Annotated in this window: 34 protein-coding genes and 2 pseudogenes; 4 read left to right on the top strand and 32 right to left on the bottom strand. The window is 42.3% G+C overall.

Annotated features, from left to right (window positions below; all coding sequences use genetic code 11):
• Positions 1–167: 167 nt before the first annotated feature.
• From WFI24_RS07100 to WFI24_RS07090, 3 genes are all read right to left on the bottom strand, one after another.
• Positions 168–1,019, bottom strand: coding sequence for a response regulator transcription factor (locus WFI24_RS07100; protein ID WP_336759697.1), 852 nt, complete (start codon positions 1,017–1,019; stop codon positions 168–170).
• 23 nt (positions 1,020–1,042) lie between these two features.
• Positions 1,043–2,863, bottom strand: coding sequence for a cache domain-containing sensor histidine kinase (locus WFI24_RS07095; protein ID WP_336759696.1), 1,821 nt, complete (start codon positions 2,861–2,863; stop codon positions 1,043–1,045).
• Positions 2,864–3,037: 174 nt separating this feature from the next.
• Positions 3,038–3,805 (bottom strand): helix-turn-helix domain-containing protein, encoded by a 768-nt coding sequence (locus WFI24_RS07090; protein ID WP_336759695.1) that lies wholly within the window; start codon positions 3,803–3,805, stop codon positions 3,038–3,040.
• A 145-nt stretch (positions 3,806–3,950) separates the two neighbouring features.
• Between WFI24_RS07090 and WFI24_RS07085 the strand changes: the two genes are divergently transcribed.
• Positions 3,951–6,215, top strand: a complete 2,265-nt coding sequence (locus WFI24_RS07085; protein WP_336759694.1) for an FAD-dependent oxidoreductase — start codon at positions 3,951–3,953, stop codon at positions 6,213–6,215.
• Positions 6,216–6,453: 238 nt separating this feature from the next.
• Here the strand turns inward: WFI24_RS07085 and WFI24_RS07080 are convergent, their stop codons facing one another.
• The 16 genes and pseudogenes from WFI24_RS07080 to WFI24_RS07005 form a co-directional block, all read right to left on the bottom strand.
• Positions 6,454–6,876, bottom strand: coding sequence for a DUF1801 domain-containing protein (locus WFI24_RS07080; protein ID WP_336759693.1), 423 nt, complete (start codon positions 6,874–6,876; stop codon positions 6,454–6,456).
• 19 nt (positions 6,877–6,895) lie between these two features.
• Positions 6,896–7,696 (bottom strand): aminoglycoside phosphotransferase family protein, encoded by an 801-nt coding sequence (locus tag WFI24_RS07075; RefSeq protein ID WP_336759692.1) that lies wholly within the window; start codon positions 7,694–7,696, stop codon positions 6,896–6,898.
• An 11-nt stretch (positions 7,697–7,707) separates the two neighbouring features.
• Positions 7,708–7,983, bottom strand: a complete 276-nt coding sequence (locus WFI24_RS07070) for a hypothetical protein (protein WP_336759691.1) — start codon at positions 7,981–7,983, stop codon at positions 7,708–7,710.
• A gap of 169 nt (positions 7,984–8,152) precedes the next feature.
• A complete protein-coding gene (locus WFI24_RS07065) occupies positions 8,153–8,692 on the bottom strand; it encodes a GNAT family N-acetyltransferase (RefSeq protein ID WP_336759690.1) in 540 nt (179 codons plus the stop codon).
• 204 nt (positions 8,693–8,896) lie between these two features.
• Positions 8,897–10,084: a glycoside hydrolase family 5 protein gene (locus WFI24_RS07060; protein ID WP_336759689.1), complete on the bottom strand. Its 1,188-nt coding sequence runs from the start codon at positions 10,082–10,084 to the stop codon at positions 8,897–8,899.
• A 206-nt stretch (positions 10,085–10,290) separates the two neighbouring features.
• The gene (locus tag WFI24_RS07055; RefSeq protein WP_336759688.1) at positions 10,291–10,707 is read right to left on the bottom strand and encodes a hypothetical protein; all 417 of its coding nucleotides are present in this window, start codon (positions 10,705–10,707) and stop codon (positions 10,291–10,293) included.
• A gap of 25 nt (positions 10,708–10,732) precedes the next feature.
• Positions 10,733–11,760, bottom strand: a pseudogene (locus WFI24_RS07050) (alpha/beta fold hydrolase).
• Positions 11,761–11,811: 51 nt separating this feature from the next.
• Positions 11,812–12,447, bottom strand: a complete 636-nt coding sequence (locus WFI24_RS07045; RefSeq protein ID WP_336759687.1) for a hypothetical protein — start codon at positions 12,445–12,447, stop codon at positions 11,812–11,814.
• On the bottom strand, positions 12,444–12,983 hold the full coding sequence (locus WFI24_RS07040) for a GNAT family N-acetyltransferase (RefSeq protein ID WP_336759686.1): 540 nt from the start codon (positions 12,981–12,983) through the stop codon (positions 12,444–12,446). The genes WFI24_RS07045 and WFI24_RS07040 overlap by 4 nt, the downstream gene beginning before the upstream one ends.
• A 21-nt stretch (positions 12,984–13,004) precedes the next feature.
• Positions 13,005–13,913: a serine hydrolase domain-containing protein gene (locus tag WFI24_RS07035; protein WP_336759685.1), complete on the bottom strand. Its 909-nt coding sequence runs from the start codon at positions 13,911–13,913 to the stop codon at positions 13,005–13,007.
• A gap of 47 nt (positions 13,914–13,960) precedes the next feature.
• A complete protein-coding gene (locus WFI24_RS07030; protein WP_336760251.1) occupies positions 13,961–14,395 on the bottom strand; it encodes a GNAT family N-acetyltransferase in 435 nt (144 codons plus the stop codon).
• 84 nt (positions 14,396–14,479) lie between these two features.
• Positions 14,480–15,016: a hypothetical protein gene (locus WFI24_RS07025; RefSeq protein ID WP_336759684.1), complete on the bottom strand. Its 537-nt coding sequence runs from the start codon at positions 15,014–15,016 to the stop codon at positions 14,480–14,482.
• 32 nt (positions 15,017–15,048) lie between these two features.
• Positions 15,049–15,615: a GNAT family N-acetyltransferase gene (locus WFI24_RS07020; protein ID WP_336759683.1), complete on the bottom strand. Its 567-nt coding sequence runs from the start codon at positions 15,613–15,615 to the stop codon at positions 15,049–15,051.
• Between the two features lie 2 nt (positions 15,616–15,617).
• The gene (locus tag WFI24_RS07015; RefSeq protein ID WP_336759682.1) at positions 15,618–16,118 is read right to left on the bottom strand and encodes a GNAT family N-acetyltransferase; all 501 of its coding nucleotides are present in this window, start codon (positions 16,116–16,118) and stop codon (positions 15,618–15,620) included.
• A gap of 25 nt (positions 16,119–16,143) precedes the next feature.
• The gene (locus tag WFI24_RS07010; RefSeq protein ID WP_221825102.1) at positions 16,144–16,500 is read right to left on the bottom strand and encodes an NIPSNAP family protein; all 357 of its coding nucleotides are present in this window, start codon (positions 16,498–16,500) and stop codon (positions 16,144–16,146) included.
• Positions 16,501–16,625: 125 nt separating this feature from the next.
• Entirely contained in the window at positions 16,626–16,997 is a 372-nt protein-coding gene (locus tag WFI24_RS07005; protein WP_336759681.1) for a hypothetical protein, read from the bottom strand.
• A gap of 290 nt (positions 16,998–17,287) precedes the next feature.
• On the opposite strand from WFI24_RS07005, the pseudogene WFI24_RS07000 reads away from it, so the two are divergent.
• A pseudogene (locus WFI24_RS07000) lies at positions 17,288–17,874 on the top strand (SMI1/KNR4 family protein).
• 238 nt (positions 17,875–18,112) lie between these two features.
• Here WFI24_RS07000 and WFI24_RS06995 read toward each other — a convergent pair.
• The 5 genes from WFI24_RS06995 to WFI24_RS06975 form a co-directional block, all read right to left on the bottom strand.
• Positions 18,113–18,598: a GNAT family N-acetyltransferase gene (locus tag WFI24_RS06995; RefSeq protein WP_336760249.1), complete on the bottom strand. Its 486-nt coding sequence runs from the start codon at positions 18,596–18,598 to the stop codon at positions 18,113–18,115.
• Between the two features lie 74 nt (positions 18,599–18,672).
• A complete protein-coding gene (locus tag WFI24_RS06990; protein WP_336759680.1) occupies positions 18,673–18,816 on the bottom strand; it encodes a hypothetical protein in 144 nt (47 codons plus the stop codon).
• 29 nt (positions 18,817–18,845) lie between these two features.
• Positions 18,846–19,376, bottom strand: coding sequence for an AAA family ATPase (locus WFI24_RS06985; RefSeq protein ID WP_336759679.1), 531 nt, complete (start codon positions 19,374–19,376; stop codon positions 18,846–18,848).
• A 110-nt stretch (positions 19,377–19,486) separates the two neighbouring features.
• Positions 19,487–20,023, bottom strand: a complete 537-nt coding sequence (locus WFI24_RS06980) for a GNAT family N-acetyltransferase (RefSeq protein ID WP_336759678.1) — start codon at positions 20,021–20,023, stop codon at positions 19,487–19,489.
• Positions 20,024–20,119: 96 nt separating this feature from the next.
• Complete coding sequence (locus WFI24_RS06975) at positions 20,120–20,554, bottom strand: GNAT family N-acetyltransferase (protein ID WP_336759677.1); 435 nt, start codon at positions 20,552–20,554, stop codon at positions 20,120–20,122.
• Positions 20,555–20,847: 293 nt separating this feature from the next.
• On the opposite strand from WFI24_RS06975, the gene WFI24_RS06970 reads away from it, so the two are divergent.
• Complete coding sequence (locus WFI24_RS06970) at positions 20,848–21,231, top strand: MarR family winged helix-turn-helix transcriptional regulator (RefSeq protein ID WP_336759676.1); 384 nt, start codon at positions 20,848–20,850, stop codon at positions 21,229–21,231.
• Between the two features lie 51 nt (positions 21,232–21,282).
• Positions 21,283–21,732 (top strand): DUF1569 domain-containing protein, encoded by a 450-nt coding sequence (locus WFI24_RS06965; protein WP_336759675.1) that lies wholly within the window; start codon positions 21,283–21,285, stop codon positions 21,730–21,732.
• A 27-nt stretch (positions 21,733–21,759) separates the two neighbouring features.
• Here the strand turns inward: WFI24_RS06965 and WFI24_RS06960 are convergent, their stop codons facing one another.
• The 8 genes from WFI24_RS06960 to WFI24_RS06925 form a co-directional block, all read right to left on the bottom strand.
• The gene (locus WFI24_RS06960) at positions 21,760–22,356 is read right to left on the bottom strand and encodes an HAD-IA family hydrolase (RefSeq protein WP_336759674.1); all 597 of its coding nucleotides are present in this window, start codon (positions 22,354–22,356) and stop codon (positions 21,760–21,762) included.
• A 48-nt stretch (positions 22,357–22,404) separates the two neighbouring features.
• Positions 22,405–22,833 (bottom strand): acetamidase/formamidase family protein, encoded by a 429-nt coding sequence (locus WFI24_RS06955; RefSeq protein ID WP_336759673.1) that lies wholly within the window; start codon positions 22,831–22,833, stop codon positions 22,405–22,407.
• Positions 22,745–23,266 carry a hypothetical protein gene (locus WFI24_RS06950; protein ID WP_336759672.1) on the bottom strand — a complete coding sequence of 174 codons (522 nt, stop codon included), beginning with the start codon at positions 23,264–23,266 and terminating at the stop codon, positions 22,745–22,747. The genes WFI24_RS06955 and WFI24_RS06950 overlap by 89 nt, the downstream gene beginning before the upstream one ends.
• A gap of 160 nt (positions 23,267–23,426) precedes the next feature.
• Entirely contained in the window at positions 23,427–23,906 is a 480-nt protein-coding gene (locus WFI24_RS06945; protein ID WP_336759671.1) for a DinB family protein, read from the bottom strand.
• 112 nt (positions 23,907–24,018) lie between these two features.
• Entirely contained in the window at positions 24,019–24,558 is a 540-nt protein-coding gene (locus WFI24_RS06940; protein ID WP_336759670.1) for a phosphotransferase-like protein, read from the bottom strand.
• Between the two features lie 54 nt (positions 24,559–24,612).
• Positions 24,613–25,095, bottom strand: coding sequence for a DinB family protein (locus tag WFI24_RS06935; RefSeq protein WP_336759669.1), 483 nt, complete (start codon positions 25,093–25,095; stop codon positions 24,613–24,615).
• A gap of 80 nt (positions 25,096–25,175) precedes the next feature.
• Positions 25,176–25,541 (bottom strand): DUF4180 domain-containing protein, encoded by a 366-nt coding sequence (locus tag WFI24_RS06930; protein WP_336759668.1) that lies wholly within the window; start codon positions 25,539–25,541, stop codon positions 25,176–25,178.
• 72 nt (positions 25,542–25,613) lie between these two features.
• Positions 25,614–26,177 carry a histidine phosphatase family protein gene (locus WFI24_RS06925; RefSeq protein WP_336759667.1) on the bottom strand — a complete coding sequence of 188 codons (564 nt, stop codon included), beginning with the start codon at positions 26,175–26,177 and terminating at the stop codon, positions 25,614–25,616.
• Between the last annotated feature and the right edge of the window lie 102 nt (positions 26,178–26,279).

Raw genomic sequence — 26,279 nt, 5'->3', positions numbered from 1 at the left:
TGGTCACATGACCTCCCTGAATTGAAGTGTACCTTCCGTTACATCGTAGCAGGGACCTTGCTGGGTTCATAAGACACATATCCATGATTCGAATTGAACAAAAATACGGATTTAATTGTGTTTGCCTGAGCACTCCGTACACATATTCCTTCTACTCATCCTGTGAGTCACGAACGATGGCGATATTGGCTGGGCGTGCAACCGGTCCAACGCTTGAATATTTTGATGAAATAATTATCACTTCCGAATCCCACGCGGTAACCAATCTCCTGTACAGGAAGATCCGTCTCACGCAAGTATTCAGCCGCTTTCTCCATCCGTACCCCATGCAAGTAGTGAATCAGGGTATGGCCGGTTTTCTTTTTAAACAAAGCACTCACATAATTCTCTCCCATCATCACATATCGTGACATGGATTTGACGGTAATGTCCTGATCGTAATGCTGCCCGATGTACTCGATAATTTTGCTAATCTCCGGGTGCTTCACAACCGGCTCACGAACAGGCGTGAACAGAAGATCAGTCTCAGACGCTGTCGCGGAAGAGACCGTAAGAGAAGTAGCCGAAATCGGCGTTGATGTGATTAGCGGAGGTGGAGATGGCACTTCATGATGGTCTGCCTCCGTTCGGACTTCCGCCGAAGCACCAAGTTCCGCACTTACTTTACGAAGTGTATCACGCAGTGAATTCACACTCATCGACAGCTTCAGAATATAATTGGAAGCTCCGTATTCCATCGCACGACGTACATATTCGAACTCCCCCATACAGGTGAGCATGACAAACTTGGTTTTCAACCCGGCTTGGCGGGTCTGTTTGAGTAATTCAAGACCATCCATACCCGGCATGACAATATCAGTCAGTACCAGATCCGGTGTATCCCGTATGATCATTGCCAGCGCTTCGGTCCCATTACCGGATTCTCCGATGACCGTGAAGCCCAGCTCTTCCCACGAAATAATCTCTCGCACCGACTCTCGTACGAATACCTCATCCTCTACAAGTAATACTTTCCACATGCCAGATTCCCCTCTCCAGTCGGCTAGTCAGACCGCTTCTGTACATAAGGCGTCGACAATAAAAAAGGAATGCTGAACCTCACTAATGTCCCAGGTTTGGTATCGATCACTTCAAGTTTACTTTGACCTTTGAACAATAACCGCAATCGTTCCCTGAGGTTGGACAGACCGATCTCCGGACGCGTCCGGGTCACTTGCAAACGCCGGGATTCCTCCATTCCGATTCCGTTGTCTGCCACCTCCAGCATCAGTGTTCCTGTGTCTTGCCTATAAATGCTGATACGGATCTGCCCAAGCTGCTCCAGTGGCCCAACACCGTGGTGAATGGCATTCTCCACCAGTGGCTGCAAGCTCAGCTTGGGCACCAGCGCAAACTCCAACTTATCGTCAAATTCACAAGTCACCTCGAAACTATCGCGGTAACGAATCCGCTGGATATGAAGATAAGCTTGAACCAACTCGATCTCATCCTTCAGGTATACCAATTCGACCTGTGAATTCAGGCTGACCTCCAGTAATTTACCCAAGGAAACACACATCTCGGAGATCTCCTCATTCCCGCTGCGTATCGCACTCCATTTCATTGTATTCAACGTATTCAGGAGAAAGTGCGGATTCATCTGAGCCAGGAGCATATGAAAATGTACCGCTTCCTTCTGTCGTTCCTCCGTCTTGAGTCTGGCAATCATCTGATTGGCATCGTCCAGCATCGTATTAAATGTACGGGTCAGTTCCAGCACTTCGCCACGGCTGTGGCCCTCAGGAATGCGAATCTTGAGGTTTTTGCGGACGACCTCCTTCATCTGTTTCTGTAGATGCGACAAAGGGCGCGTGAACGTCGCCGAGATCATAAAAGCCATGAGTACAAATGCCCCTGTGAACCCAAAAAAAGTTAGAAAATAACGCTGTTTCAGTTCAGATATCTCTGTAAAGAGAATCGAGAGCGGAATCCGATTCACCATATACCAGTCCAATGATTCGATGTACACGTAGTTAATCAGCGTATCCGAAGCTGGATCGGTTAGATAAGCCTCTGCCGGATGGAGAGCTATTTCAGCCGTAACCTCAGGGGAGAGGGCGGCAGTTTTGGATGAACGGGCAATGGTCTCCCCACTCCCTGTAATAAGATAATACTCCTGGCTACTCTGTGAATCCTTCAGCATGGTCTGGAACCAGTAGGAATAATCGATGCTAATTCGTGCCAGCCCGTATCGCTTGCCGCCGCTATCTTTCATATAAGCATACAGCGACAAGAGATATGGGCTGGAGGATAACTCTCTGAGCACAGGGTTGGAATCCCGTGCATCCCAGCGATAGAAGAGTTCTTCCGGTTGAAGCGAGTGTGAATCCGCACCGCCTTTTGGAATGGTTATTTCCCCCAGACGCTCACGGAATTGTTCCAGATAGGGGCCATACGTTAGTGCTTTTTTGGGCAAATACGAAGTGTAAACGCTATCATGAAAATCCAGCAAGGTAAAGTACACCGAAGGATTATATAGGAAGAAACTGTTGTTGATCATCTTGAACTTTTCTTCCACCAGCGACTTGTTCTCAAGCGGCGTACGACTGCCCGGGGAGGTTAGCACATTTCTTACCGCGGAATCCTGTTCCAGAAAAATGAGCGTTTTGAAGGCAATGCTCATCTGGTCCTCCAGAGAGCGATACATCTGGACTAGCTGCTCATGACTCTGCTCACTGATTTTCTGCTCGACCAGCGATTCAATTTGCTGATAATTGTAGACATTTAATGCACTGAACGGCAAAAGAATCAACACCACAAATGCACCGAACAGGCGGTATCTGAGCCGCTGTGGCAACCAACTCTTCCAATTTGGCTTCTTCATTCCTTAGTGCTCGCTCCCCTACAATTAATGACCCCATTATAGCACCTGCCTGCCATTTACAGCCGGGGGCGAATGATTTGCATGGATTTGTGATATCCGTTGTCTGCATTGAAGAGAATTGCACAGATATGTTCTATTCGTGTAAAAAAGAAATGGATGGATGGGACCCTTTTTTCATACTTGATGTCGTCTCCGGTATTCCGAGGGGCTGATCCCCACCGTGGACGAGAATACGCGGCTCAGATAAAATCCGTTCTCATACCCACATCTCTCCGCGATCTGCGTTAGGGTTAAACGACTATCCACCAACAAGGCTTTTGCCTTTTTGAGACGGATCGCTTTCAGGTAATCAGATGGTGTTTCTTGAAAAGCCTCCCGGAACCTTCGGGTAAGCTGAACTGGACTCAACGCCAGACGTTCGGCCATTGCACGGAGACTGACCGCCTCTCCTGCCCCCTCCTCCAACAACACGGCCGCTTCAGTCATCAGAGCGTCTTCCGTGAACTTTCGTTCCATCAATCTACTCTGTCTGTGCTCCCATTGATACAGTTGCCACAAGTCCATCATCAGATGGGTTTTCCACTCTGCTCCAGTCTCATCGTTGTCCTCGCTTGCCTGTCGCAGATAAGCATACGTCGAAGCCAGCCGCTTCGTATCATTAATCAGGGATTTTCCGATCGGCGGCAGAAGATCCTCATCCTCTGCGGAGTTACAACGGAACTGTATATAGTGAAACGTCAGCGGAGTTACGGTCTCTCTGCGAAAAGGAACGTGGGGCGGACACAACACCAGATCAGCGAAACCAGCCTCTCCTGTATGCCCTCCAATCTCATAACGAAATACGCCCTCTTCAACGGCAAAGACCACCCAAGCGTCGTAGATATCCTCTGCCAATGCAAACTCAGCTTTCTTCTTCCAGTAGATGTGATTAATGAGGTCCATGATACACCTGCCTTTGTTATGAAATAAAGTATATGCTCGATGATAATATAGTGTATTTGAAAAGTAAATATATAGAACTAATATGAAATTATAGATATGAAATACGAGCTTAGGCTCCTCCATATTCAATGAGAGAGGTGTTCATATGAAGCACGAACTCGTTAAACCGGATATCACCGTCATCGGGGGTGGGCTAGCTGGTGTGTGTGCAGCCATATCTGCGGCACGACTGGGCCAACAGGTCGCGCTGGTGCAGAATCGCCCCGTACTCGGCGGCAATTCCAGCAGCGAAGTACGCGTATGGGTCTGTGGTGCTACCGCCCACGGGATTAACCGCTATGCCCGTGAGACGGGCATCATGGGAGAATTGTTTGTAGAGAATCAGTATCGTAATCCGGAGGGTAATCCCTATCTCTGGGACTTGATCATTCTGGAAGCCGTTCGAGCCGAACCCAACATTCGACTGTATCTGAATACCGATGTACATGAAGTAGAAGCCACAGGAGATGGAGAGGAACGTATGATCACCTCTGTTACCGGGTGGATGATGGGTTCTGAGCGCAAAATCCGATTTGAGAGTCAGATCTATCTGGACTGTACGGGCGATGGACTTGTTGGCTTTCTGGCTGGTGCCAAGTTTGTGCTCGGCCGGGAAGCCCGCAGCGAATATGGTGAAGAATGGGCACCTGAGGTAGCCGATCAGATCACGCTCGGCAGTACACTTCTCTTCTATACCAAGGATGCTGGTGCGCCTGTCCGTTATATCCCGCCTTCTTTTGCCAAGGATATCACTCAGACCAGCATTCCGATTCGTCGGGTCATTCGCAGCGGGGATTCCGGTTGTCATTACTGGTGGATTGAATGGGGCGGTGAACATGACACCGTTCATGACAATGAGCTGATCCGTGATGAACTGTGGTCCGTGATCTATGGGATCTGGGACTATATCAAGAATTCCGGCAAGTTCGATGCAGAGCAGATGACGCTGGAGTGGATCGGTTCGCTACCTGGCAAAAGGGAGTACCGCCGCTTCACGGGTGACTATGTGCTCACCCAGAACGATATTATCGGCCAGCGGGAATTCCCGGATGCCGTTGCCTTTGGCGGCTGGTCCATCGACCTGCATCCCCCGCAGGGCATGTACGCCGAAGCGAGCGGTTCGAAGCATATGCATGCCGATGGCGTATATCACGTGCCGTTCCGCTCGCTGTATTCCGCGAATGTGCGGAATATGCTCATGGCCGGACGCGACATCAGTGCATCGCATGTCGCCTTCGGCACAACCCGCGTCATGGCGACATGCGCGGTCATCGGCGAAGCCGCGGGTACAGGCGCGGCGCTCTGCGCGGCCATGGGGGTGTCGCCGCGCGAGCTGCACGCGCGGCATCTTGCGGTGCTGCAGCAGACATTGCTGCGGCAGGACGCATCCATCATCGGGGTGCGCAGCCACGATGAGTTGGATCTGGCCCGGCGTGCCAAGGCTACAGCCTCCAGCACGCTGACGGGCATCGCTCTGGAGCAGCCTGGTGAGACGTACCCGCTAGGTACGGATGTGGCCCTGCTGCTGCCTGTGCATCCAATGCTCAGCGGCCTGGAGCTGCTGCTGGATGCATCCAGCGATACCGCGTTGACGGTGGAGCTGTGGGATACGGGACGTAAGGAGAATTACGTCCCGCATTCGTTACAAGTCACGGCAACCGTTAACGTTACGGCGGGAACCGCGCAGTGGGTGAACCTTCCGCTTGAATGGCGACCGGAAGAACCGCAGAATGCTTTTATTATCATCCGCTCTAATAAAGCCGTCTCACTCTACCATTCGACAGAAGCACACTGCGGGGTGCTGATCTTCTTCAAAACGGAAGAAAACCATGTGTCCAAAAATCTGGAGGACCACGCCACGGATCAGCCTGTCGTATTATGGTCCATGCAAGGGTTGGCACGTCAACCCTTCTGCTGTCGTACCCTCTCTGAGACCACGGCCTACTCAGCGGACAACACGATCAACGGTTACCATCGCCCCTTTGGTGGCCCGCAGCAGTGGATGTCGCAGCCGATGCAGTCTGGCAGACCAGAATGGGTTCAACTGTCGTGGGAAGATCCACAGACCTTGGCTGAACTGCACTTGACGTTCAATGATGATGTGAACGAGGATCTGGTTAATCTGCATCACCATCACACCACATTCCGCGTCATGCCTGAACTTGTGCGCGATTATCGAGTGGAAGTATCGAATCAGTCTGGTGAGTGGGTCGAGATTATAAACGTATCGGAAAACCGCAGAAGAAAAGTCATCCATTCCTTGGATACACCTGTGTATGTGCAGGCGCTTAGAGTAATCATCGATTCCACCAATGGCAGCAGGTATGCGGAGTTGATCGAGATTCGGGCGTACGGGGAAACTACACGGTAGGAGATTAGGTTTGGATAGCTGATTATGGCCCTGCTCAACATATACGATGGATATTTACAGTACGGATCACACATGTCATATGTATAAGAGTCTCCACTCCTGAACGAGAACTGCAAGCAAAAAAAACAGGTTGTCTTGATCTTCAAGACAGCCTGTTTAAGCGTTATAACGTTTATGGTGATGGAGGGGCGCAGTTTATTTTCTCCAGTGATTCAGTACTTGTTGGTAGCGTGCAGAGTTATTGATCTGGATAGGTTTCTTTTAAGAACTCAACAGACTGCACGATTAGTGCTTTCAACACATCCACATGAATATCCGCAACCTTGTTGATGTACACACATGCTTTCCCAGTCGTATGTTTTCCAAAGTCTTTCAACAGTTCTCCCCGCTCGCTATCCCCTGTGGCAAAATACAAACTGATCTTCGCCTTTCGTGGCGAGAAGCCCACTAGTGGTGCATCTCCTTCGTGACCCGATTCATATCTGTAATGATATGCACCGAATCCAATAATACTTGGTCCCCACATTTTTGCATCATAACCTGTCGTCTCTGTGAAGATATCCAATAATTGATAAGCGTCTTCACGTTTCTTTGCATGCTCGATCTGTTCAATGAATTCAATGACACTTTGGTCTGTTATTGTTGTTTTAAGTTTGTACATTGAAGGGATCACTCCTTAATTAAGTCCAATCCTCAAAATGCTTTTCCAGAAAGATAAGCTCTTTCTCATAGTGTGCGAGATGACCTTCTTCTACCATTTTTATAAAAGCTTGTTCCCCGGCAGCTGCACGATCAGATAGTGTTTCACACATAAAACGAATGCGTGATATAACCCATTCCCTCAGGTCTGTCGGCACACTCAGTCCATACGTGTTCATAAATAATGTAATGCGTTCTTTACGAACAGATCCATGCGCCTGGCTAGAGTAAGGCATAACACCCTTTCCATCCATCTTTGGTGAGAAATCTGCGAGTGGAACGGACGTATACAAGGCATAGGCGATATCCCACAGACGAGGACCCGGACCTGCCATATCAAAATCAATCATTCCTTGAGGACGGCCGTCCCTGTACACCATATTATACGGCGCAAAATCATTATGACATACAACTTCATCTTCAGTTACGCCTGGATATCTGTTCGTTGATTCTGATGTGGTTGTAAATCCTACAGTCGCATCATGGTAACTTCTCAACAATTTAGCAACACCCATTAAAGATTCGTCTGACCACATATACTCTTCTATCTCAGGATAGTCATTGCCCGGAACGATTCCTTCAAGGTAAGAAAGTACTTCTCTCCCCTGTTCATCTATTCCGAGAAATCGAGGAGCGTGGTTATAACCAACTTTTTCGAGATATAAAAGCAGTTCATGCACATATGGATTGGGTTTGGCATACCGGCGAACCGTCTCACCTATTCTGACAACCTGATTCACATTACCTCCCGATAACGCTTCCTCCTGTTCGGACACTTTCATCCCTCCTCAAGCTAAACTTCCTTGCTATGCCCATGATTACGATTTTTCTTATAACTCCCCGGGAATCCCGCAACCAATAGTATGAATCCAACAAAGAACATGAAGTATACGAGTAAACCTGTTGGATGCTCGTTCGTCTGAGCAAACTGGGGTACGTTAGTCCCTCCTGAAGCATATCCTGCTTCTACTATAGCGACAGATACTCGTATTGAAATTCTCTCCATTGTCGAAATGAACACACTGCCAAGCATGAGGATTACACCCAAGATCTTGTTGATATTATTCATTTCATGCCTCCTTCTTGATCCGTCCACTATTTTATGAGTTTCTCTACTTAATGTCTTTCGATTTTCTATTCCATATTCCTGCATTTTATATCAACGGGCCTGTTCTAGTATCATCATAACAAATAGCGTCGTCATCACTGACGGCGCTGTTGTCTGCTCTCACAATATGTTACGTAGCCACTTCATGGTGCAGATCCATACTATTTTCAAAAAAGACTGACCGTTCTACATGATACAGATCATAGATTTGCTCCTTGGCATTGATCCGTTGATATACATCGGGATAGACATCATTAGCTAATTTCACATAAGACAGTTTTTCTACCGCTTTTCTGGACCTTACATTTTGCTTGCGTATCTTCATAAATACCGTCTCAATCGCATGTTCCAGAAACAATTCAATGAAGAAGGCTGATTTCGCTTTTTGACTATACCCATTCCCAAAATACGGCGATCCAATCCATGTGGCTAAGAATCCTCTTTGGTGCTCGATGTGATATAGATCAATCGTACCAATGGGCTGGCCTGCTTCATTCAAAATCGTTCGAGAAATCACCGTTTTTTGTTCTTCTTCAGCCATTAATTGTTTGGTCAGGAATAGATATTCCTCATACGATTGGCATGCATAACGAACGTAGGGAAAAACTGCGGGGTCCATCATTAAGCTGTACAGTGAATGGCATTCCTGCAAATCACGTTTTTTTAACATTCTGTCTACCACCTAGTCCTTTTAGTCCGCTATATCAAGCAAATTAAGTATATAAAAGGTATTGTGGTATTTAATGAATTCTGTATATGGCTTATGTAAAATGCATTGGCAAATGTTGTTCATCTCATTTCCGGATAGCGCAAAAAAACGGCGTGTCCCTTTTGCGGGAATACGCCGTTTGCACGGATAAGGATAGACAGTCTATTATTGCATACCTTGCATGATTGCATTAATGATGTTTTGCTGCGTCACGGTATTGTTCGAACGGTTAAATAATGCGAATCCATGTTGACCATTGTGTCCATTGTCCCAATAAACAGGAACCATTTTGTATTTCTTCGCTTTTGCTGTAACTGCTTTTGCATATGCAGCACGATATACATTGTTGCTGGAATCATAGGACGTTTTATCAATGGAACCGAACTCACCAATCACTACAGGATAGCCTTGAGTCACAAATTTATCGTACATGGACTTGAACTGCGATTCCAGATAATCTTCTTGTCCCCAAGTAGACTTTTTGGAAGGATTCGTAGCCGTTGCCCCCCATTGCGTGATATTACCGTTTTCCTCACCTGCAAAATCCCATGGAGAATAATAGTGTGCCGAGATCATGATTCTCTTCTGTGAACTAGGAATGGCGGAAGATCTGAAATTATCTGTCGGGAGCGCGAAGCCGTAATTACCCACAGTGAAGTCAATATTGGTGTTCCAGCCCGGAATTAGCAGCCATCTGGCACTGTTGTTCCCTCCAGTCTGACGAACCGTATCCACGAAGATTTGATTATAGGCGTTCAGATTAGCGTAATACGCAGAGTTCGGGTTACCATAGTTACCATCGAACACTTCGTTCATGGATTCGAAAATAAGACGGTCATTGTAGTTGCTAAACTTGGTGGCAATCTGCTGCCACACCTTTTTATACTTTTCCTTAATGGCAGTCTGATTGCCACCATTCACGAGCAGCCATCCACCTTGGACTGAATTGTACCCATCGCCATGAATATTGATAATGACATACAGGCCTTCATTGTACGCATAATCCACCACTTGCTGAATTCGATTCAGCCATGCCGCATTAATTGTATAATTGGGAGCGCTTCCAATATTATTCAAATAGGAAACGGGAATACGAATGGACTTGAAGCCTGCTGCTTTCACCTTTTTGATCAACTCTGGAGTCACTGTAGGATTGCCCCATGCAGTTTCATTCGGTGTGCCGTTCACCGCTGCTTCCAGCTGATTGCCCAGATTCCATCCTGCACCCATCTCAGCCACAATTTGTGAAGCGTCCGCTGCAGACGCCTTAGCGCTCCATCCGGTAAAGGCCACCGTAGCCAGTAATACAAGCGCCAAGCTACTGATGCCAAACTTCTTCCATTTTTTGAACATAACCATACCTCCGCTTATCTTATTTTTTCTGCAAGCAGTGCGGTTAATCTATTTATACAGATTGAATGATTCGAGAATCCACACCCTCCTCTCTATCGATCAAACAAAAGAAATATTCGTCTACCCACAACATAATAACACATTTTTTGGAAAATAAAGCACTATCTTTCTCCTGTTTTTTGAGTATTTGTTACAAAATCCTCCATTTAACCATTTAAGTTGATGGCTTGGATTCGCTCTCTATCAAAATCAACAATCATGATGTGATCATGCAGGATATTGTCTCCGCAAGCAATTGTTGCTCCATAATCCGCTATACTGTTAAATGTGATATCTACACGGTACACCTCAATTTCATTAAACCAATCCTTATGTACCTTTTCATGAAGTTCATTCTCATAATATTCTCGAAATACAGTCTCACAAGTTGAAAACCATGTAACGTAGGACTTTATTTCATTAGCAAGCGAATTTGGTTGCATATCTGTGGACACATATATTCGGACGTCATTTAGATCATCATCCTGAATGGAATGATTAAATATTTGAACTGCATTTTGCAGGATGTAGCACCGATAACGCTCATCACTCTCTTCTTCAAGCTCAATGAATTGACCTAACAATAGGATCTGCTCCTCTCAAGGCATCTTAGAATAACTCTTGTAACCAATCAGCGAATTTTTCTTTTTCCTCAAACTGTGGGTAATGTGCCGATTCGTTGAATACAACGAATTCTTTGATCGGTGCATCGAATCCGTCGAAATAATCACGTGCTGCATTCGCAGTGGTCATATAATCATATTTACCCATCACAAAATAGGTAGGAATCTCAAGATGATCAACAATTTCGGGTAAATTTTGATCCAATGCTTCTCTCAGTAAGATTTCTTGTAAACTCAGCACCCCTGTATAAAAGCGAATCATATCCAGCCCATTATATTCGGGATTGAAAAGGAATCCTGAAATATAATCGCTATTCTCATGGATGAGTCTGGCTGCACCACCGTACTTTTGCAAAAGAATTCTAGGGTAAGTTCCTTTCCTTGCTCAATCGAGCCCCGAACTAGCTCCAGTTTTTTAACGTCCTCTGCATTACCGGCTTGTTTCGCTTGTTCGTACGTGTACTCCAAACTTTCCAGTTCGCTCTGAAGCGTATTAGCCATCTGTCCAATGCCGATATAAGCGTGAAACTGAGTGGGTGCTTTAGCCGCAGCTTTCATCCCAATGTATGTACCAAATGAATGACCGATTAATATAACCTTCTCTTGACCTAACTCCTCAGTTACATAATTCCTTAACGCTAACAAATCATCTACTAATACATCTGTTGTCAGATTCGAGTAATCTTCAGAAAAGTGATAGGACTTTCCACTCCCACGTTGATCATAATGCACCACAGTGAAGTGTTGTTCAAGCTCCTGTTGATACTTCCTAACGTAAGGAATCTCAGAGCATCCAGGCCCACCATGCACAAAAATCAGGATAGGGTTACTCCGATCCCCCCCCCTAATCATGACTTCATGTCCTGTACCGTTAATTTCGACCTGCTCTAACATGCTGATGCTGTTTTCACCTTTAATTTTGGGTGTCCATGTGGGAAATATCAGAGCTACTATGACCATTAAAATCATACTCAATATGCTGTACTTGAGTATCTTACGTATTTTTTTGCGCATGTAATGCTCCTTAAATCATAAGTTTCATCTGGAAATCTACCAACGGTTTGTTCACCGTAATGGATACAGCAATTCAACAGGTTCTTTCATCAGCTCTTCTTGGAAGATGTAATTGTGATCGGCTCCAATAATACAGAGGATTCTTTTGCCTAGATGAGCTTCAGTTGTATTTTTGACTCTTTGAATCATAATTTGATTACGCACAACCCAGCGAAAGTTCTGTGCCTTCGGGTTTACCTGATGCAACCATTCATATTTTTGTTTGGTTACGCAATCGAATTCCTTTGAATTAAAAGGAATTTTGCCAAACCGAGACGTCTCCATTTGCTCCGCAAACCAATGATCATCCCGTTGTTCAAGTTCTTTGCGTTCCTCGCTCGAATAGCCGTTAAATGGATCAAAGGCATTCCACACATCTAATTCATACCAATCTATAGGGACAAATGTGATGTCCTGCTCTTCACACAAAGGGAATACCAAATCCCAATACTCACTGGCCGGTTCTCCCCAGTATCCTCTATCATTTTTATCCTTCAGATACCTCAACCAGCTCTGTGGATGAACTTCACCGCAAATCATATCCGGTTTAAACTCATGAATCACATCCTGGTAAAGTGAAAGAGAACAATGATATCGCTCCCTCAGTTCTGGATTATGAATGGTTCCGAGTATACCAACCGTTGTCATGTGCCCAGCTCCTTTATCATGTGTATATCTTTCGGCTCTTTGTCGTAGAGTTCTGGATCAATCTCGCTTGCAATCTGACTTCCCTGGCTTCTGTAAAAGGATACCGCCGATCTCGTCTCTGTGGAGGAAATATACAGATACTGAGCTCCACGTTTCTTAGCCTCTTCACTTAACTGGCTCAGAATATGTTTTCCAACCCCTTGTCTTCTGTAGGTGCGCGAGACATACATCAAGTCAATCTGTAGTTGATTACGTCTTCTGCCTCTGTATTGATGTGCCAGTACTCCGAATCCGATTAATCGATCGCCAGCAAAAGCACCATATGCCATGCCGCCTTGTTCTAATTCATAGACATATCGATTTTGAATCTCTTCCAAAAGCTTTGCATCCCAGTTTGAGCACTCATGATCTTGTTCTAGCTCAACCAATCCGCTCTCTCTCATTTCATATATGAGATCAATATGTTCCGAACGATCTATTTCCCGTAACTGGTTCACATCTTCAAGGGTCAACGTTCTATACGTTATCATGGTCATTGCTGTCCCTCCTATAAACAACTATTCTTTCAATATATAATTGTCAAACCATTGAAGTGGTAACAAGCTATCATCGGATATAATCGTTGTAATTACCGCAACCAATTCCCCTTCTTGGTTAACAAATATGTATTGCCCTCTTCCGCCACCCATACCCATAGCATAAAACGTTTTATTTTCAGGGTGTTCTGTTTCCTTCTTATTTTTCATTATGCGCCAGTGGTATCCATATAAGGTTTCGGAAGTAAGAGAAGGACTTACACTTCTAGCAATCCAGTCAGCAGGGACGAGTTGTTTCGAATTCCACCTTCCATTCTGAGCGTACAGTATGCCAAACTTCAACATATCTTCGATCTTCATTCGCAAACCAAAACCACCTATGGCAATCCCTTGCGTATCCAGATACCAATGGAAATCGTTAATGCCTAGTGGTGCAAATAAGTGCTTTTTAGCAAATTCCGCTGTGTTCATACCAGTCGCCCTCTGCAGTATGGCGCTAAGTAGATGCGAACTCCCGCAATTATATTTCATTTGGATTCCAGGTTGGAATTCAACAGGCTGCTCAAGAACAAATTTAGTCCAATTCTTAGATGGAATCATCGCTTCATTCCCCGGATAGTGCAGGCCTGAGGACATCGTTAATAGATGCTTAATCGTAATCCCCTTTTTGGTGTCATCCAGATTGTTAAAATAATTCACAATTGGAATATCTTCATGCTCTATGTAGCCCTGTTCTATAGCTATTCCAACCAATGCAGAAAGAATGCTTTTGGTGATTGAATTCACTTTATGTTGTTTATCTTTCGTTTTTCGATTTCGATAATATTCATATTGAATTGAGTTTTCTTGGTATATAATACAGCTCTCCGCTTTATTTCTTTTTATCTCTCTTTCGAGATCATAGAATTCAGTGATAAAGATACCTCCCATGGCTCCGCATACTTTCTGCCATCCTTTTGTTTTTCCATATACTGGTCCTATAATCTTTTCTTCAAAAAATATTGAATGATCCCATCAGGATATTCATCAATTATTCCAAACACGTTATAGCCCATATTTTGATAGAATTCCGGAGATTGATAAGAAAATGTACTCGTGTGTGAAAGCTTACATCCTAATTGAGAAGCCATGCTTTCTGCTTTCATAATCAAATATTTTCCATACCCTTTCTTTCTGTGTTCTTCATCTATCCAAAAGTTGTCGATATATAACGTCTCACAATATGTAGCACAGAAAATCCCACCGACTGCCTTACCTGTCTTATCTCTCAAAAACAAATTAATACTTCTTCCAGGTTTAGTTAATAACCCATTGGTTTCTTTAAGATTATAGTTATATAAGTTATTACAAACTTTTTTATAGTCTTCTTCATTATCATCAAATACGATTAGTAATTCATCCTCATGATTCATGCTATTCAATGTTTAAACCTTCTCTCGTGTGACTGGTTGAATTTTTATATCTCTCACTATATCTCCTCTTTCGGTACTCCTTGATTACCCGTAACGTTCTTTTTCACTCTCATTCACTACCACTTCCAAATGATGTTCAATCAACTGTATAACTTGTTTTTTATTTTTAGTGATCATTGCTGTCTTGCTGTTTTCATTGATCAAATCTATGGCTGCAACTATATTATATTGATGGTTCCACTTCACAATCATCTGGCATAAATTCTTGAATGACTGCTTGTAATTCCACGGTTGCAAACCAACTCTGGACAGTACAAACCTCTTTATAATTCGATAATCTCTGATGAAAACATTTGGATTTAATACAAAAATCAAATCCGCTTCTTGTATGGATTTTAAAGTCCAATCTTTGTACTGCACTCCTTCTATGATCCAAGCATCTGAACTGACAATAGATTGGATGGAGTCATCCCTTACGCTTTCAGGATATCTCAGATTTTCGGCACTTCTGTCCCATATGAGATTGTCTAATTCATAAGAAGGAATACCGTACTTATCAGATAATTCTTTGGCTAATGTTGATTTCCCACTCCCACAAGATCCAATAATACGAATTCTCATACACTCTCCTGGCGCCCTATCGTCTTTGTTCATCAGTCTACTGGCTTACAAGCGTTTGGCTTATAATCTTTCTTCAAAAATGCATAGAGGACATTATCAACAAATCGATTTTTCCAATAATAATTTTCTTTCAATACGCCTTCTTCACTGAAGCCAATTTTCTCAAGCAATGTTCTTGATCCCGCGTTCTCTGGCTCCACAAAGGCTTCAATCCTGTTTAATTCAAGGTTCTCAAATCCGTATTCAACGATTTTTTGAGTGACCTCGGTCATATAACCCTGCCGCCAAAACTCCGGTGCTAACTCATATCCCAACACAGCTTTATGATGTTGTTTCATCCAACCATGAAATCCGCATGTTCCAATAATTCTGTTGTCCGACTTCAAAGCAATCCCCCAGCGGATAACCTGACCATTTTCGAATCGTTCATTCCACCTTTGTATGAGATCTTCTGCTTGTTTCGTATTCGTAAAACTTTCTACATCGTAGAATCTTGTAACTTCATCTGAAGAAAAAATATGAAATATGTCTTGGGAATCACTCTGTCTAATCTCTCTTAGTAGCAATCTTTTGGTTTCTAGTTCAGGAAATAAAGTCATATTCACTTCACCTCAATTGAGTAAACCGCTACATTTTTCCCTATAATGTCTACATCCTTCTCGTGTTTCATGCCATTCTTTTGCGCGACTTTCTTAGAACCCACATTGCCATGTTGAATTAAAGATATCAATCGTCTCTGTTTCAAGTGATCTATGCCGTATTCTTTCCATGCTTTTGCTTGTTCGTATCCGTAACCCATTCCCCAGTATTGCTCTACAACCCAGTAACCAACTTCTAGCTCATCAGTGCCTTCAATGATTTGAGGAATCAGTCCAGAGGTTCCAATTAACTTGTTATCCTCTTTATTGAATGCGAGGAACAGCCCTTTATCGTCTTTATTCCAGTTGATGAACTTTTCCAGACTTTGCATGGTTTCTTCCTTCGTCCAAGGTCCTCCATGTCTTATAAATTTCATCATATTCGGCTTACTTGTCATATCAAAAAGTAAATCGAAATCATTTTTGGTATATTTCCGAAATATGAGTTTTTCTGTCTCCATCATTCTCTCAGCTCCTTATGCATTTACTTCACTTCAAAATCGTTTGTTCTCGATCTACTGTCGATGTGAAAAACGCTTGTCTAATCTCTTCTCGAAATACTTCTTTATACCGATGTCTTCCAATCTGATCAAAACGCGCTTGAACTCGCTTTACGTGTTCTGTATCTGATTGTATCTTTTTCTCAATCTCTTCGTATTGTTCAAGGGTATCGTATTCCCACATCGCAAAAATTTCACTGGTTTCATCATCGATAGGCGTGTGCCATCTCCCAATCAGTCTTGATCCGTATTTCAACTGTGATGGCAGCAAAATATCATTAAATAAAGCGTTAAATTCTTCTACAAAAGAAGTCGCAATAGTATAGGTTTTTCTCCGATATATCATTATCTTCCCCTTCATATGATGTAATCGTATTCATAAATATCAAATATTATAGGAGATTTTCACTCACTCACATCCTGGTTATGGAGCTAGTGAGCAAAACTCTCATAAAACGCCTATCATATTTATTAAAATTGCCGTGCACTGATCGTTATATCAACTTTATGTCCTGTACTGCTGAAAACATAAACTTTGAAGTCGGTTGTTACCCCCACAGCCAAATTCACTTTTTTTTGAGTTCCTTTATCAATCGGAACTTCAAGTGGAGTGTTATTACCCACGGTAATTTTCATATAAAGATTGCTCTTACTGGTATTTTCAATCCACAGATGCGCATCTTCACCGTTATCAGGGTCCATTGTAAAGGTCTTTTCATAAGATGCATAACTACTATGATTGGTAGAGTGGATGAGTTGAACGGACGAGGGTGCATTAACTGAATTTGTGGGGAACAATAATGATAAAGCAAGGCCAATTCCTAAGAACATATGTAATGACAATGTATTCCGCTCCTCTATATCGTTACTATAAAACTAAGCATTCCAATTACTTACATAATTGTACTACGAAAGCATGGGAGGGTCTATCTAACCTTAGCAGTTAATCCCATGCACCTTTATCACCAGACCGATAGTTAATACTTGTAGTTGCCAATAAACTAGAGAAAAATGATAAACTGATCTTAGTATACAGAACATATTGTAGGGGGAAAGATTTTTCACACCAACGCAGTACCTTTACTTTATCTGCGTATATTTGGTTTATATTTTATGATTGGGAGGTCATCATAATGGATTTGGTAAACAAATTTTTAAATGGATTAAGAGCAGCATTATCACCAGAAGAACTTGAGGAACTGAATACAGCGAGCGGTGCTACAAAAGAAGATATAACTACTTTAAGATCAAAATATCCAAATTGTCCAGAATCACTCATCGGTATACTAGAAAATATTGATGGTACATATTGGAGGAAGTACGGAGGAAAAGAAATTACGGTTTGTATTCTTGGCTCAGATGTTGAAGAAGGTAGATATCCATATTACTTACTCTCTACCCAACAAATGCTCGAAAGTTCAAAAAATGAAGAAGACGTCTCTTATCTTTTAGAATACGAAGATGAAGAGTATGCCGTTGACTCTAAGATCAATCGTGAGGGGCTTCTTCCAGGGAAATCATTCACTTTTCAGACTGTATGAATAATGGTGGAACATCGAGACTTTATATTGATTTTAACCCTACTGATGAAGGTGTACACGGTCAAATTGTTCGCTTTTTGCACGATCCTGACGAATACGTAGTGATTGCAAACAGCTTTGACGAGTATTTACAGGGGCTTATTGACAGTGGTTTTATTTTTCTAAATGAAGAAGAGTAACTTCGATAGGTTTGTATAAAGTTGTACATAAATTGGTTTAGAAGAATAAAAGAGACAGCTTTTTCGCTGTCTCTTTTATAATCAAGTATACCAAGTGAAGAGTGAAGGATTATTTCACTCGATATTTCTCATTATTTACAATTTCACTTATTATTTCTGGTAGTTGTTCTTCTGTAAAATGATTAGTTCCAGGGGGTCCAGATATAATATATAGGTTTTTACTCATTCTGTATTCTCCTTACAATATCTTTTGGAAACTTCCAATATCCAGTTTTCTATCAAATTTATATCCGATCTCTTTAAATAGAGCACATTGTTCATAACCATTTCTCTCGAATAATGATTTACTTCTTGTATTCTCCATACAAATCGTCGCAATTAACGTATGGAATCCTTGTTCTTTTGCAACCTTTTCAATAAAACTTAATGCTTGTTTTCCCAAGCCTTTTCCCAAAATGTCGGGCTTTAGATATATAGTGACTTCTCCGCAAATGTCATATGCCTGTTTACTCTTATATTGGGTGATCAGTACATAGCCCATCATTTGATTGTTTTCAAGGATTACGTAAGTTTTATACCGTGTATCCTTGTTCATCACAGAGGTTTTAATCTGATCAAGATCTAATTCCTCCGTATGAAACGAAATCGTTGTATTCAAAACATAATAGTTATAAATCGCTCTAATTTCAGGGAGGTGCTGCTCGGTTACCTCTTCAAAAGTCACTATCGTCAATTACGATCCATCCTCTTCTGTTCATTTTCTTCAACGATACCAGCGTCTATCCAAGTAATCCTAACTCACCGCATTTTCTCTAAATCAGGAGGTAGCGAAAATCCCCCTCCTTCATTAGGCTCAAAATCATATGTATGAAGTACCGAGTCCCCATTGATCAACGCGACTTCCCACTCTTTTCTTAAGAGTACATGTACAATCATCATCATAAAACCCTCCTATTACAAACAAATGGTAGTTACTTGGATAGGACCTTCTTCCATATGATATCTATGATTTCACGGGTCTCCAGATGATCGGTAACAATGCGGGTTTGAAATTTATCATCCTTGAAAGCCTCAATACACTTTGGTGCTTGTTGATACTGCCAGCCTCCAAATTCATCTCCGCGTTTAGCCAAACGTTGATAAATCGTCTCTTCTGTAGCCGTTAGGCAAAAATGGTGAATGTCCCGATCAATCTCTTTCAACCCGTTACAGATGTAATGAAAGTTTTCCTCTTTATAGATGGTCATGGGGATGATTAAGTGTTTGTTGTATTTCTGCTTTACTTCTTTAGCCGTCTTTACCGTTAGAACTCTCCATAGTTCGATATCTTGGAAATCATCCGTCCGTTCCCTCTCCTCTCTACAATTCTCCGGGAGAAGTTTTCTGAGCATATAACCAATTTCTTCAGGATCATAGATCATGCTGTTTGCAATCAAAGGCTGAAGTGCTTCTGCTGCCGAAGTTTTTCCGGAACCAAACGCTCCGTTAATCATAATGATCATCTCATCACTTCCTTTACTAGATCGTTTCACCGCACTTTTCCAAATTTTTCATATCTAAGAACATAACCATGGAGTCGAGCTTTTACTCGCAAGGGTATGCTCCTTCTGCATTAAGTGGGGCTTATTTTTTTCCATTCATCTTCTAAAATGCTCATCTCGATTAGATTCCAGAATGTATCTTCATATCTTCTGGCATCGCGAATAAGTCCTTCTTGCACGAAGCCCGCTTTTTCATAACATCGGATGGCTGAGACATTAAAATCAAAAACGCCAAGACTGATCCGATGCAAATTCTCCTCTTCGAATCCAATTCGAAGTGCCTCATCGATCATTTGCTTCCCATAGCCTTTACCCTGATATGGCTTGCCAAGGAGCACCTTACCAATGCGCCCTGAGCGATTATATCGATCGATACCCCCAAGTGCAATATGTCCCACAATCTCCTGAGTCGATTCATCCATCACTTTATATATGAACTTATTCGAAGAGTTCTTATCATTCGCACCATCCAAATAATCAGATAGCTGTTCTCTGGAAAGTGGATATTGGAACCCAGGCCCAGCCCACTGGAGCAGAAATGCTTCATCCCCACTCCATTCGATCAGTTGATCAAAATCTTTTGGTTCAAAATATTGAAATGTAATCATGTATATCTGCCCCTTCCTTTTTTTATGTCATATCATATATTACTATGATAAACGTTTCCTTAACCTCCATTTCAAAACCTCGCAAGTCAGCTGTGTTTATATATTTTCCAGTTTCTTATCCAATACTAAATCGTCTTCCTTGCAATACCCTGCCTTTTCATATGTGTTGATCGCTTGCATATTCTCTTGTCCCGTAAGAATTTTGACACTTTTTACACCAGCGTTCTTGAATATGTTCTCCAGCAGCGCGATCATCCGAACAGCCAATCCGTTCCTGCGTGCAGATTCTAAAATATACATTTCGGTTATTTCAGCCATAGATTCCTTGTAACAAAACGACTTAACAACTTGCCCACAGGCAAATCCAACCACCTGCTCTTCCATTACTGCAACTACGATTGTTTCTCTTGTATGTAGTAGTTCTTGTTGTACCTCATCTACATTTCGCCGAACTGCATTGAATAGGTAATTCAACTCTACTAAAGCTCTCGCATCTGTTTGAACAGCTTTACGGACATAAAATTTTGTCATACACAGTTCGTCTCCTTTTTAATACAGATCGTTACGTCCATTTGATCTATTATAAACCTAAGACCTATTTGATTTATTTAACTTAGTGAAACTTTCCATCTCCTTTTATTCTTGTTTTTAACTCTAAAAACCTTCCATCCACCAATGATAGATGATAATAAAAATAAATTGACAGCATGCTGTCAACAAATTAAGATAAACATATGAAATATAACCAAAATATAGAAGATCCTCTGGGTAAGTTTTCTCTTCATATCTTCCACATCAATGGGCTATTAATGCGTTCAGGAGACATGATTACACGCCCACTGGATCTAAGCAGTGCCAAATGGCAGATACTTGGTCGCATTGGACATGGCACACCAACGGTGGCCAAAATTGCCCGTGATCTGGGACTAGCCCGTCAAAGCGTGCAGCGAATTGCAGATGTACTAGCCAATGAAGGACTCGCAGTCTACAACGATCATCCCACTGACCGACGAACCAAATTACTTGAACTAACCGTGAAAGGAGAACATGTGCTGGAAGCGATCTATGCACAGTATGCTGAATGGAACCAGTATATTTTGGCCCATCTTGATCCCAACCAATTAGAAGAGATAGCGAATGCTCTTGGCCATGTTGGACGAATTTTAGAAAAGGAAATAACACAATTTAGTGATAAGTTTGTAAAATAGGCGCTTTTTCCTCGGTTCAATGTTTTCCAAAATGATGATTGGGGTGTTCTTATGAAAAGTATCTACAATAAAACGCATGCTGAAGAAGTCGTGGAGCGTATTGATCGACTCCGAGCGAATACCAAACCTGAATGGGGAAGGATGCAGGCTGCTCAAATGCTGGCTCACTGCTCGGCATTTCAAGACATTCCCATGGGGAATGCTTTTCCACCTAGAGGATTGCTGGGGAGGTTCGTTGGCAGGTTTGCCAAATCGATGTTTTATAATGAAAAGCCATTACCGCATAATATGTCGACCATCCCAACAATTATCATAGAAGACAATAGAGAGTTTAGGGTAGAAAAAGAGAAACTGAAACAAAAGATTGCAACTTTTCAACGTGGTGGTCCAGAAAAATGCTCCTCTCACCCCCATCCTTTTTTCGGAAGATTAACTCCTGAGCAATGGGGTATAGGCATCTATAAACATTTAGATCATCATCTAAAGCAATTTGGAGTGTAATTCGTAGACGAACTACATGTATACTTGTTATTCATTGATGAACTTCCCTAGTAATGACTCAACTTCATTAACCCAATCTCCTTCTTCGTCAGCCAGTAAAGTCTTCCAACCGAGTAGCTTAGCCGAATGTAAATTTTTCTCTTGATCATCTATAAATAGAACCTCTTCTCCAGCTGCCAGGAAGGTTTCGACCCGTTGGTATATCTCAATCTCAGGTTTGCATAAACCCACTTGATTAGAGATGGTTACACTTTTGGTAAATGAGCTTAAACGGCCCAGATTCGGCTCAATCCATTCCTTACAATGATTGCTGACCAGATGGATATCGGCGGACTCACTCCATCGCTCAAGATATTGAGCGGCTGGTAAGGGAACAATTGAATTGTATAAAATGTCTTTCGCTCGGCTTATTGATAATTCGGGATACATCTCCTTCAACGATTGCCAGAACTCTTCTTCCCTCATCATTCCTGTCCAGAGGTTTCGTTTGATTCCTGCAAAATGTACTTTCAAAGATTCTGCCGATAGGTTGGTTTCCTGACTCATATCTTTCCAGCACGTCAACGACATATTACTTAACAAAACACCTGCGATATCTAAAACGATCTGTGGTCTGCCTTTCATTTTATCGACCCCCAAGTTCATCTAATACGACGTATAACAGGCCTCAAGTTACTTAAAAGCATCATGTGGAAGGACAGCATGCACACCCTTCACGCCATTCACAATTTGGGTGATACGCAGGTCAATTACCGCGCTTCCAAGTGCAATCGCCTCCACTCGATCTAGTCCGTACAACTCACCCATCAGATTGAGCATCCCGTCTAATGCTTGAACCGTAGCCTCATTCAGATCTTCATGAAAACCGAAGGTAATCCAGCCGGATGGCGTATGTGCACGAGGATTGGTCAAAATCATATCATCAATCACATTAAGCGTGACATCCACCACTTTCATCAGACATTCAATGGCCTGACAGCTGACTTCACCGTCTCCCTGCCGTGCATGACCATCACCAATCGCGAGATAACCTCCGTCTACGGGGATAGGTAAATATAATACTTCCCTGCACCAGTTCCTTGCAGTCGATGTTTCCTCCACAATAGCGAGGCGGCCAAGTCGTATGAATTCCTCCTGACTCTGGTGGCATTCCCACTACTCCCATGAACGGCGAGAGAGACACCTTAAAGGACTTCCCGTGTATTTCACAGGTTCCACTCATCGTTTGACGATCAAGTGTCCAATTCAGCGACAGTTCTTCAACCTCTGTTAGATGTAACTTCTGATTCTGCCAGTTCGGATATCCGCCAGCGGAAGTAAACCCGTAACTCCCGGGTACGATCTCATTGAAAACAATCTCCAACGTTTGTCCTTGCTTCGCCTCATCGATATAGATCAGACCGATTAATGCATGACCTCCATCTTTTTCACCTTGTCGATCAGAAGGTTTCATGCGTTCCTCATAACTCACACCTATTCCCCAGCCCGCATCCAGCGTCTGAAAACGAATAGAGTCACCAGATTTCACGCTCAAAAATGGGAGTCACCTCATTGGTAAATGAACCAATCAGATTATCCTGAGTTAATTCAATTGTATGAGTACTCACTACAATCCCTCCCTGGTTTGGGATACATATTATATTCAAAGCAAGCCACATGCTGCATTCCGTGCCGTCTCCTGCCTGCTAAATCCTTTACGCTTCAAGGTTGGCAAGATATTTCTTCAACGGTTCCATATGATGCTGGTCATGCCAAATAAAATCTTTAAGATATTGGGGAATATAAAATACGTTCCCATCGGCGTCCAAATACGTCTGATGAAGCCCATCTTCCGATAACCCTCGAATGTCATTCATAATTTTATGGCGGTACGTGATAGCCTTATTTACGATTTCGGACGTCTCAGTGCGGTTCCCATACTCAATAGCTTTGCGATTAAACTCTTCAAAATTCATGTGTTTCAACGTAACTGTTTGCTTCAGAGCAATCTTCTCAATCGCTTCCTTGTAAAAATATCGGTCCCATAACATCACATGGCTGACGATGGATTTTATCGTCCATTTCCCTTCTTCCATGCAGGAATTCCAGGTCTTCTCCTCGAGATGATTCATCGTCTTGACAAACAACGCCCATTCTTCAAAAGTTTGAAGCAAATGTTCAATCTCTTTGGTCATGATTACATTCTCCCTTCTTCCTTTTTTGAAATGATTCACTGCTCGATATGTTCTCTTAGATAGACAGGAAGCTGTACCATGCTCATGAATGTCCGGCTTCGTTGTATCATCTTTACATATTGTTCAATGGTTCATGATGGGGCTTGAACAGCGCTGCAATAATCCTCTCTGCACATTCTTCCGGTGTGTTCATACTTGTATCAATCGAGTAGCTATAGTAGATGTGTTTGGCCATGATTCGATGCTGCTCATCCGATTGATCTTCTCTGCGATCACCACGCTCAATGTTACGCTGACGACAGATGTCGAGGGGGCAATATAACTCAACGATATCCAGTGGATACCCTTCAAAAATCTGTTTGACTTGTTCATAATGCGGCGCGAGCTCTGGTCTTTCCACAAGTATGCCATCGATCAGTACATGCTTGCCATGGTCTGAAAATACTTTTGCCGTATGATACATCATTACAATCGCTTCACTCAGATACTTCCAGTAGTCCGTCTGAAGATGTTTATCACCGATCGTATTTTCAAATAAATCATTAGCCACAACATAGAAAAACGGATCATCGTATGATTGCATCGCCTCTACAATTGAAGTTTTACCAGAGCTGGTCACACCGTTCAAAAATATAATTTTTCCTTTTTCCATGATAGCCATCTTCCTTTGCTTAAGTATAATTTTATAAATGTAATACAGCGTGTATTACGTGTGTTTCATTGATTTTTTGAGCAGCATAATCTGGCCAATATGATAGGCATTATGAATACATAGATTTGATACAACTCCCCACCATGGCGCATTGAAGTAGGAAGGGATTTCACGGGTCAATTTATGTTCTTCGCTATCTACGAGTGCCCTGTTCCAATCACTAAAGACGGTTTTCAGTCTATGTAATGTCTTGCTCCACTCCACATCATTCAAGTTAGACGTATCTATGTCGAATGTATCCTCATTATTCACTGAATTCTGCCCATCGACCTGTTCGGCAATATATCTCTCAAGCCACTTCTCATTCCAGAAAATAAGATGATTGACGATCGCCCAAATGGAATGCTCCCCCTCATTCTTTACATAAGCGGCTTCCGCAGCATTGAGGTCTGTCAAAATATCATGAAGCGGTATAAACCAGCTCTTGTCATGATAACAGGCATTTAATTGGTCTATGAGAATAGCTTTATAACTCATGCTGCACCTCACTTTGTTTTAATCGTTCATGATCATGGATCATTCTAAGAACGCTTTCAGAATACATCGTGTGAATTAGCTTAAGACTTGCTCAGTTTTTCAATAGCCAGATCTTCATTGGGCAGGAAGAATATATCTTTACCATCATTGCTTTCATATATAAAATCCTTAAGACTCTTACTCGAATAACTCGAGAAATCACCAATGATTGCAATCTTGGTCTGGTAGTTAATGAACTTTTGAAGGACTTCTCCGGCAAGACGTGTTATCAAATCAAAGAATTCATCACATACTTCAGATTTGTTTATAATAATATGATTACTATCCGCTCGATAACTAACCGTCGCCAGAAGATCTAAAGCGGACTGAACATCATTGATTAACTTGTCACTACTAGTGACGTAAGCAATCTCGATTCCATTCGTGTTGATTGTTCTAATATTCATATTCTTCTTCCTTTCCACATCTCGTTAACCATAAAAATGTGTCCTGTTGCTATCGTCTCCCTGACAATATCTCTATTCATTCCACAGTCTTATTACATCTTTTAATTCAAAATTTTTAAAACACAATTTATAAATATCTGGTTTCTTTAATTCTAAAAAATTCAAACCGTAACTTGAATCAAAATAATTCATCATCAAAGTCATTACAAGTCCATGTGTTCCAATAGCTATTTTTTCCCCAGCGTGTTCTTTTAATATGTTTTTAATCACTGATATCGATCTATTCTGACAATCAGCATTAGACTCCCCGCCAGGTAAAGAATAATCAAAATCATTAAATTTGTCTCTAATAACTGACATTAAATCCGCACTTTCAATAATTTCTTCAGCAAAAAACCTTTCCCTAAGATCTTCAAATGTTTTGATATCTAATTCCAAGTAATGTGCCAATCCCTCAACGCTAAGGATTGCCCGGTTATACGGGCTGGATATAATAACATCTATTCCTTCTTCTTTAAGTATCTCTGTAACTTTTTCAACATCGTCCTTGCCCTTAGCGGTGAGTCCTCTAGTAATTTCGTTTCCTTCATTGTAAGGTGATTCAGCATGTCTAACCATGTAGATGGTCGTCTTCATATATTCCTCCTTGAAATGCTATCGTATGATATTACTGTGATTTCACAACGTTCGTGCATCCACGAGTCCTCACTGCCTTAAACAGACAAAGGGGTAGCCGCA

The organism is Paenibacillus sp. USHLN196, assembly GCF_037144955.1.
Lineage (GTDB): Bacteria > Bacillota > Bacilli > Paenibacillales > Paenibacillaceae > Paenibacillus > Paenibacillus xylanexedens_C.
The sequence above is the reverse complement of the archived record's forward strand: the minus strand, read 5'-3'. Positions and strand labels throughout refer to the sequence as shown.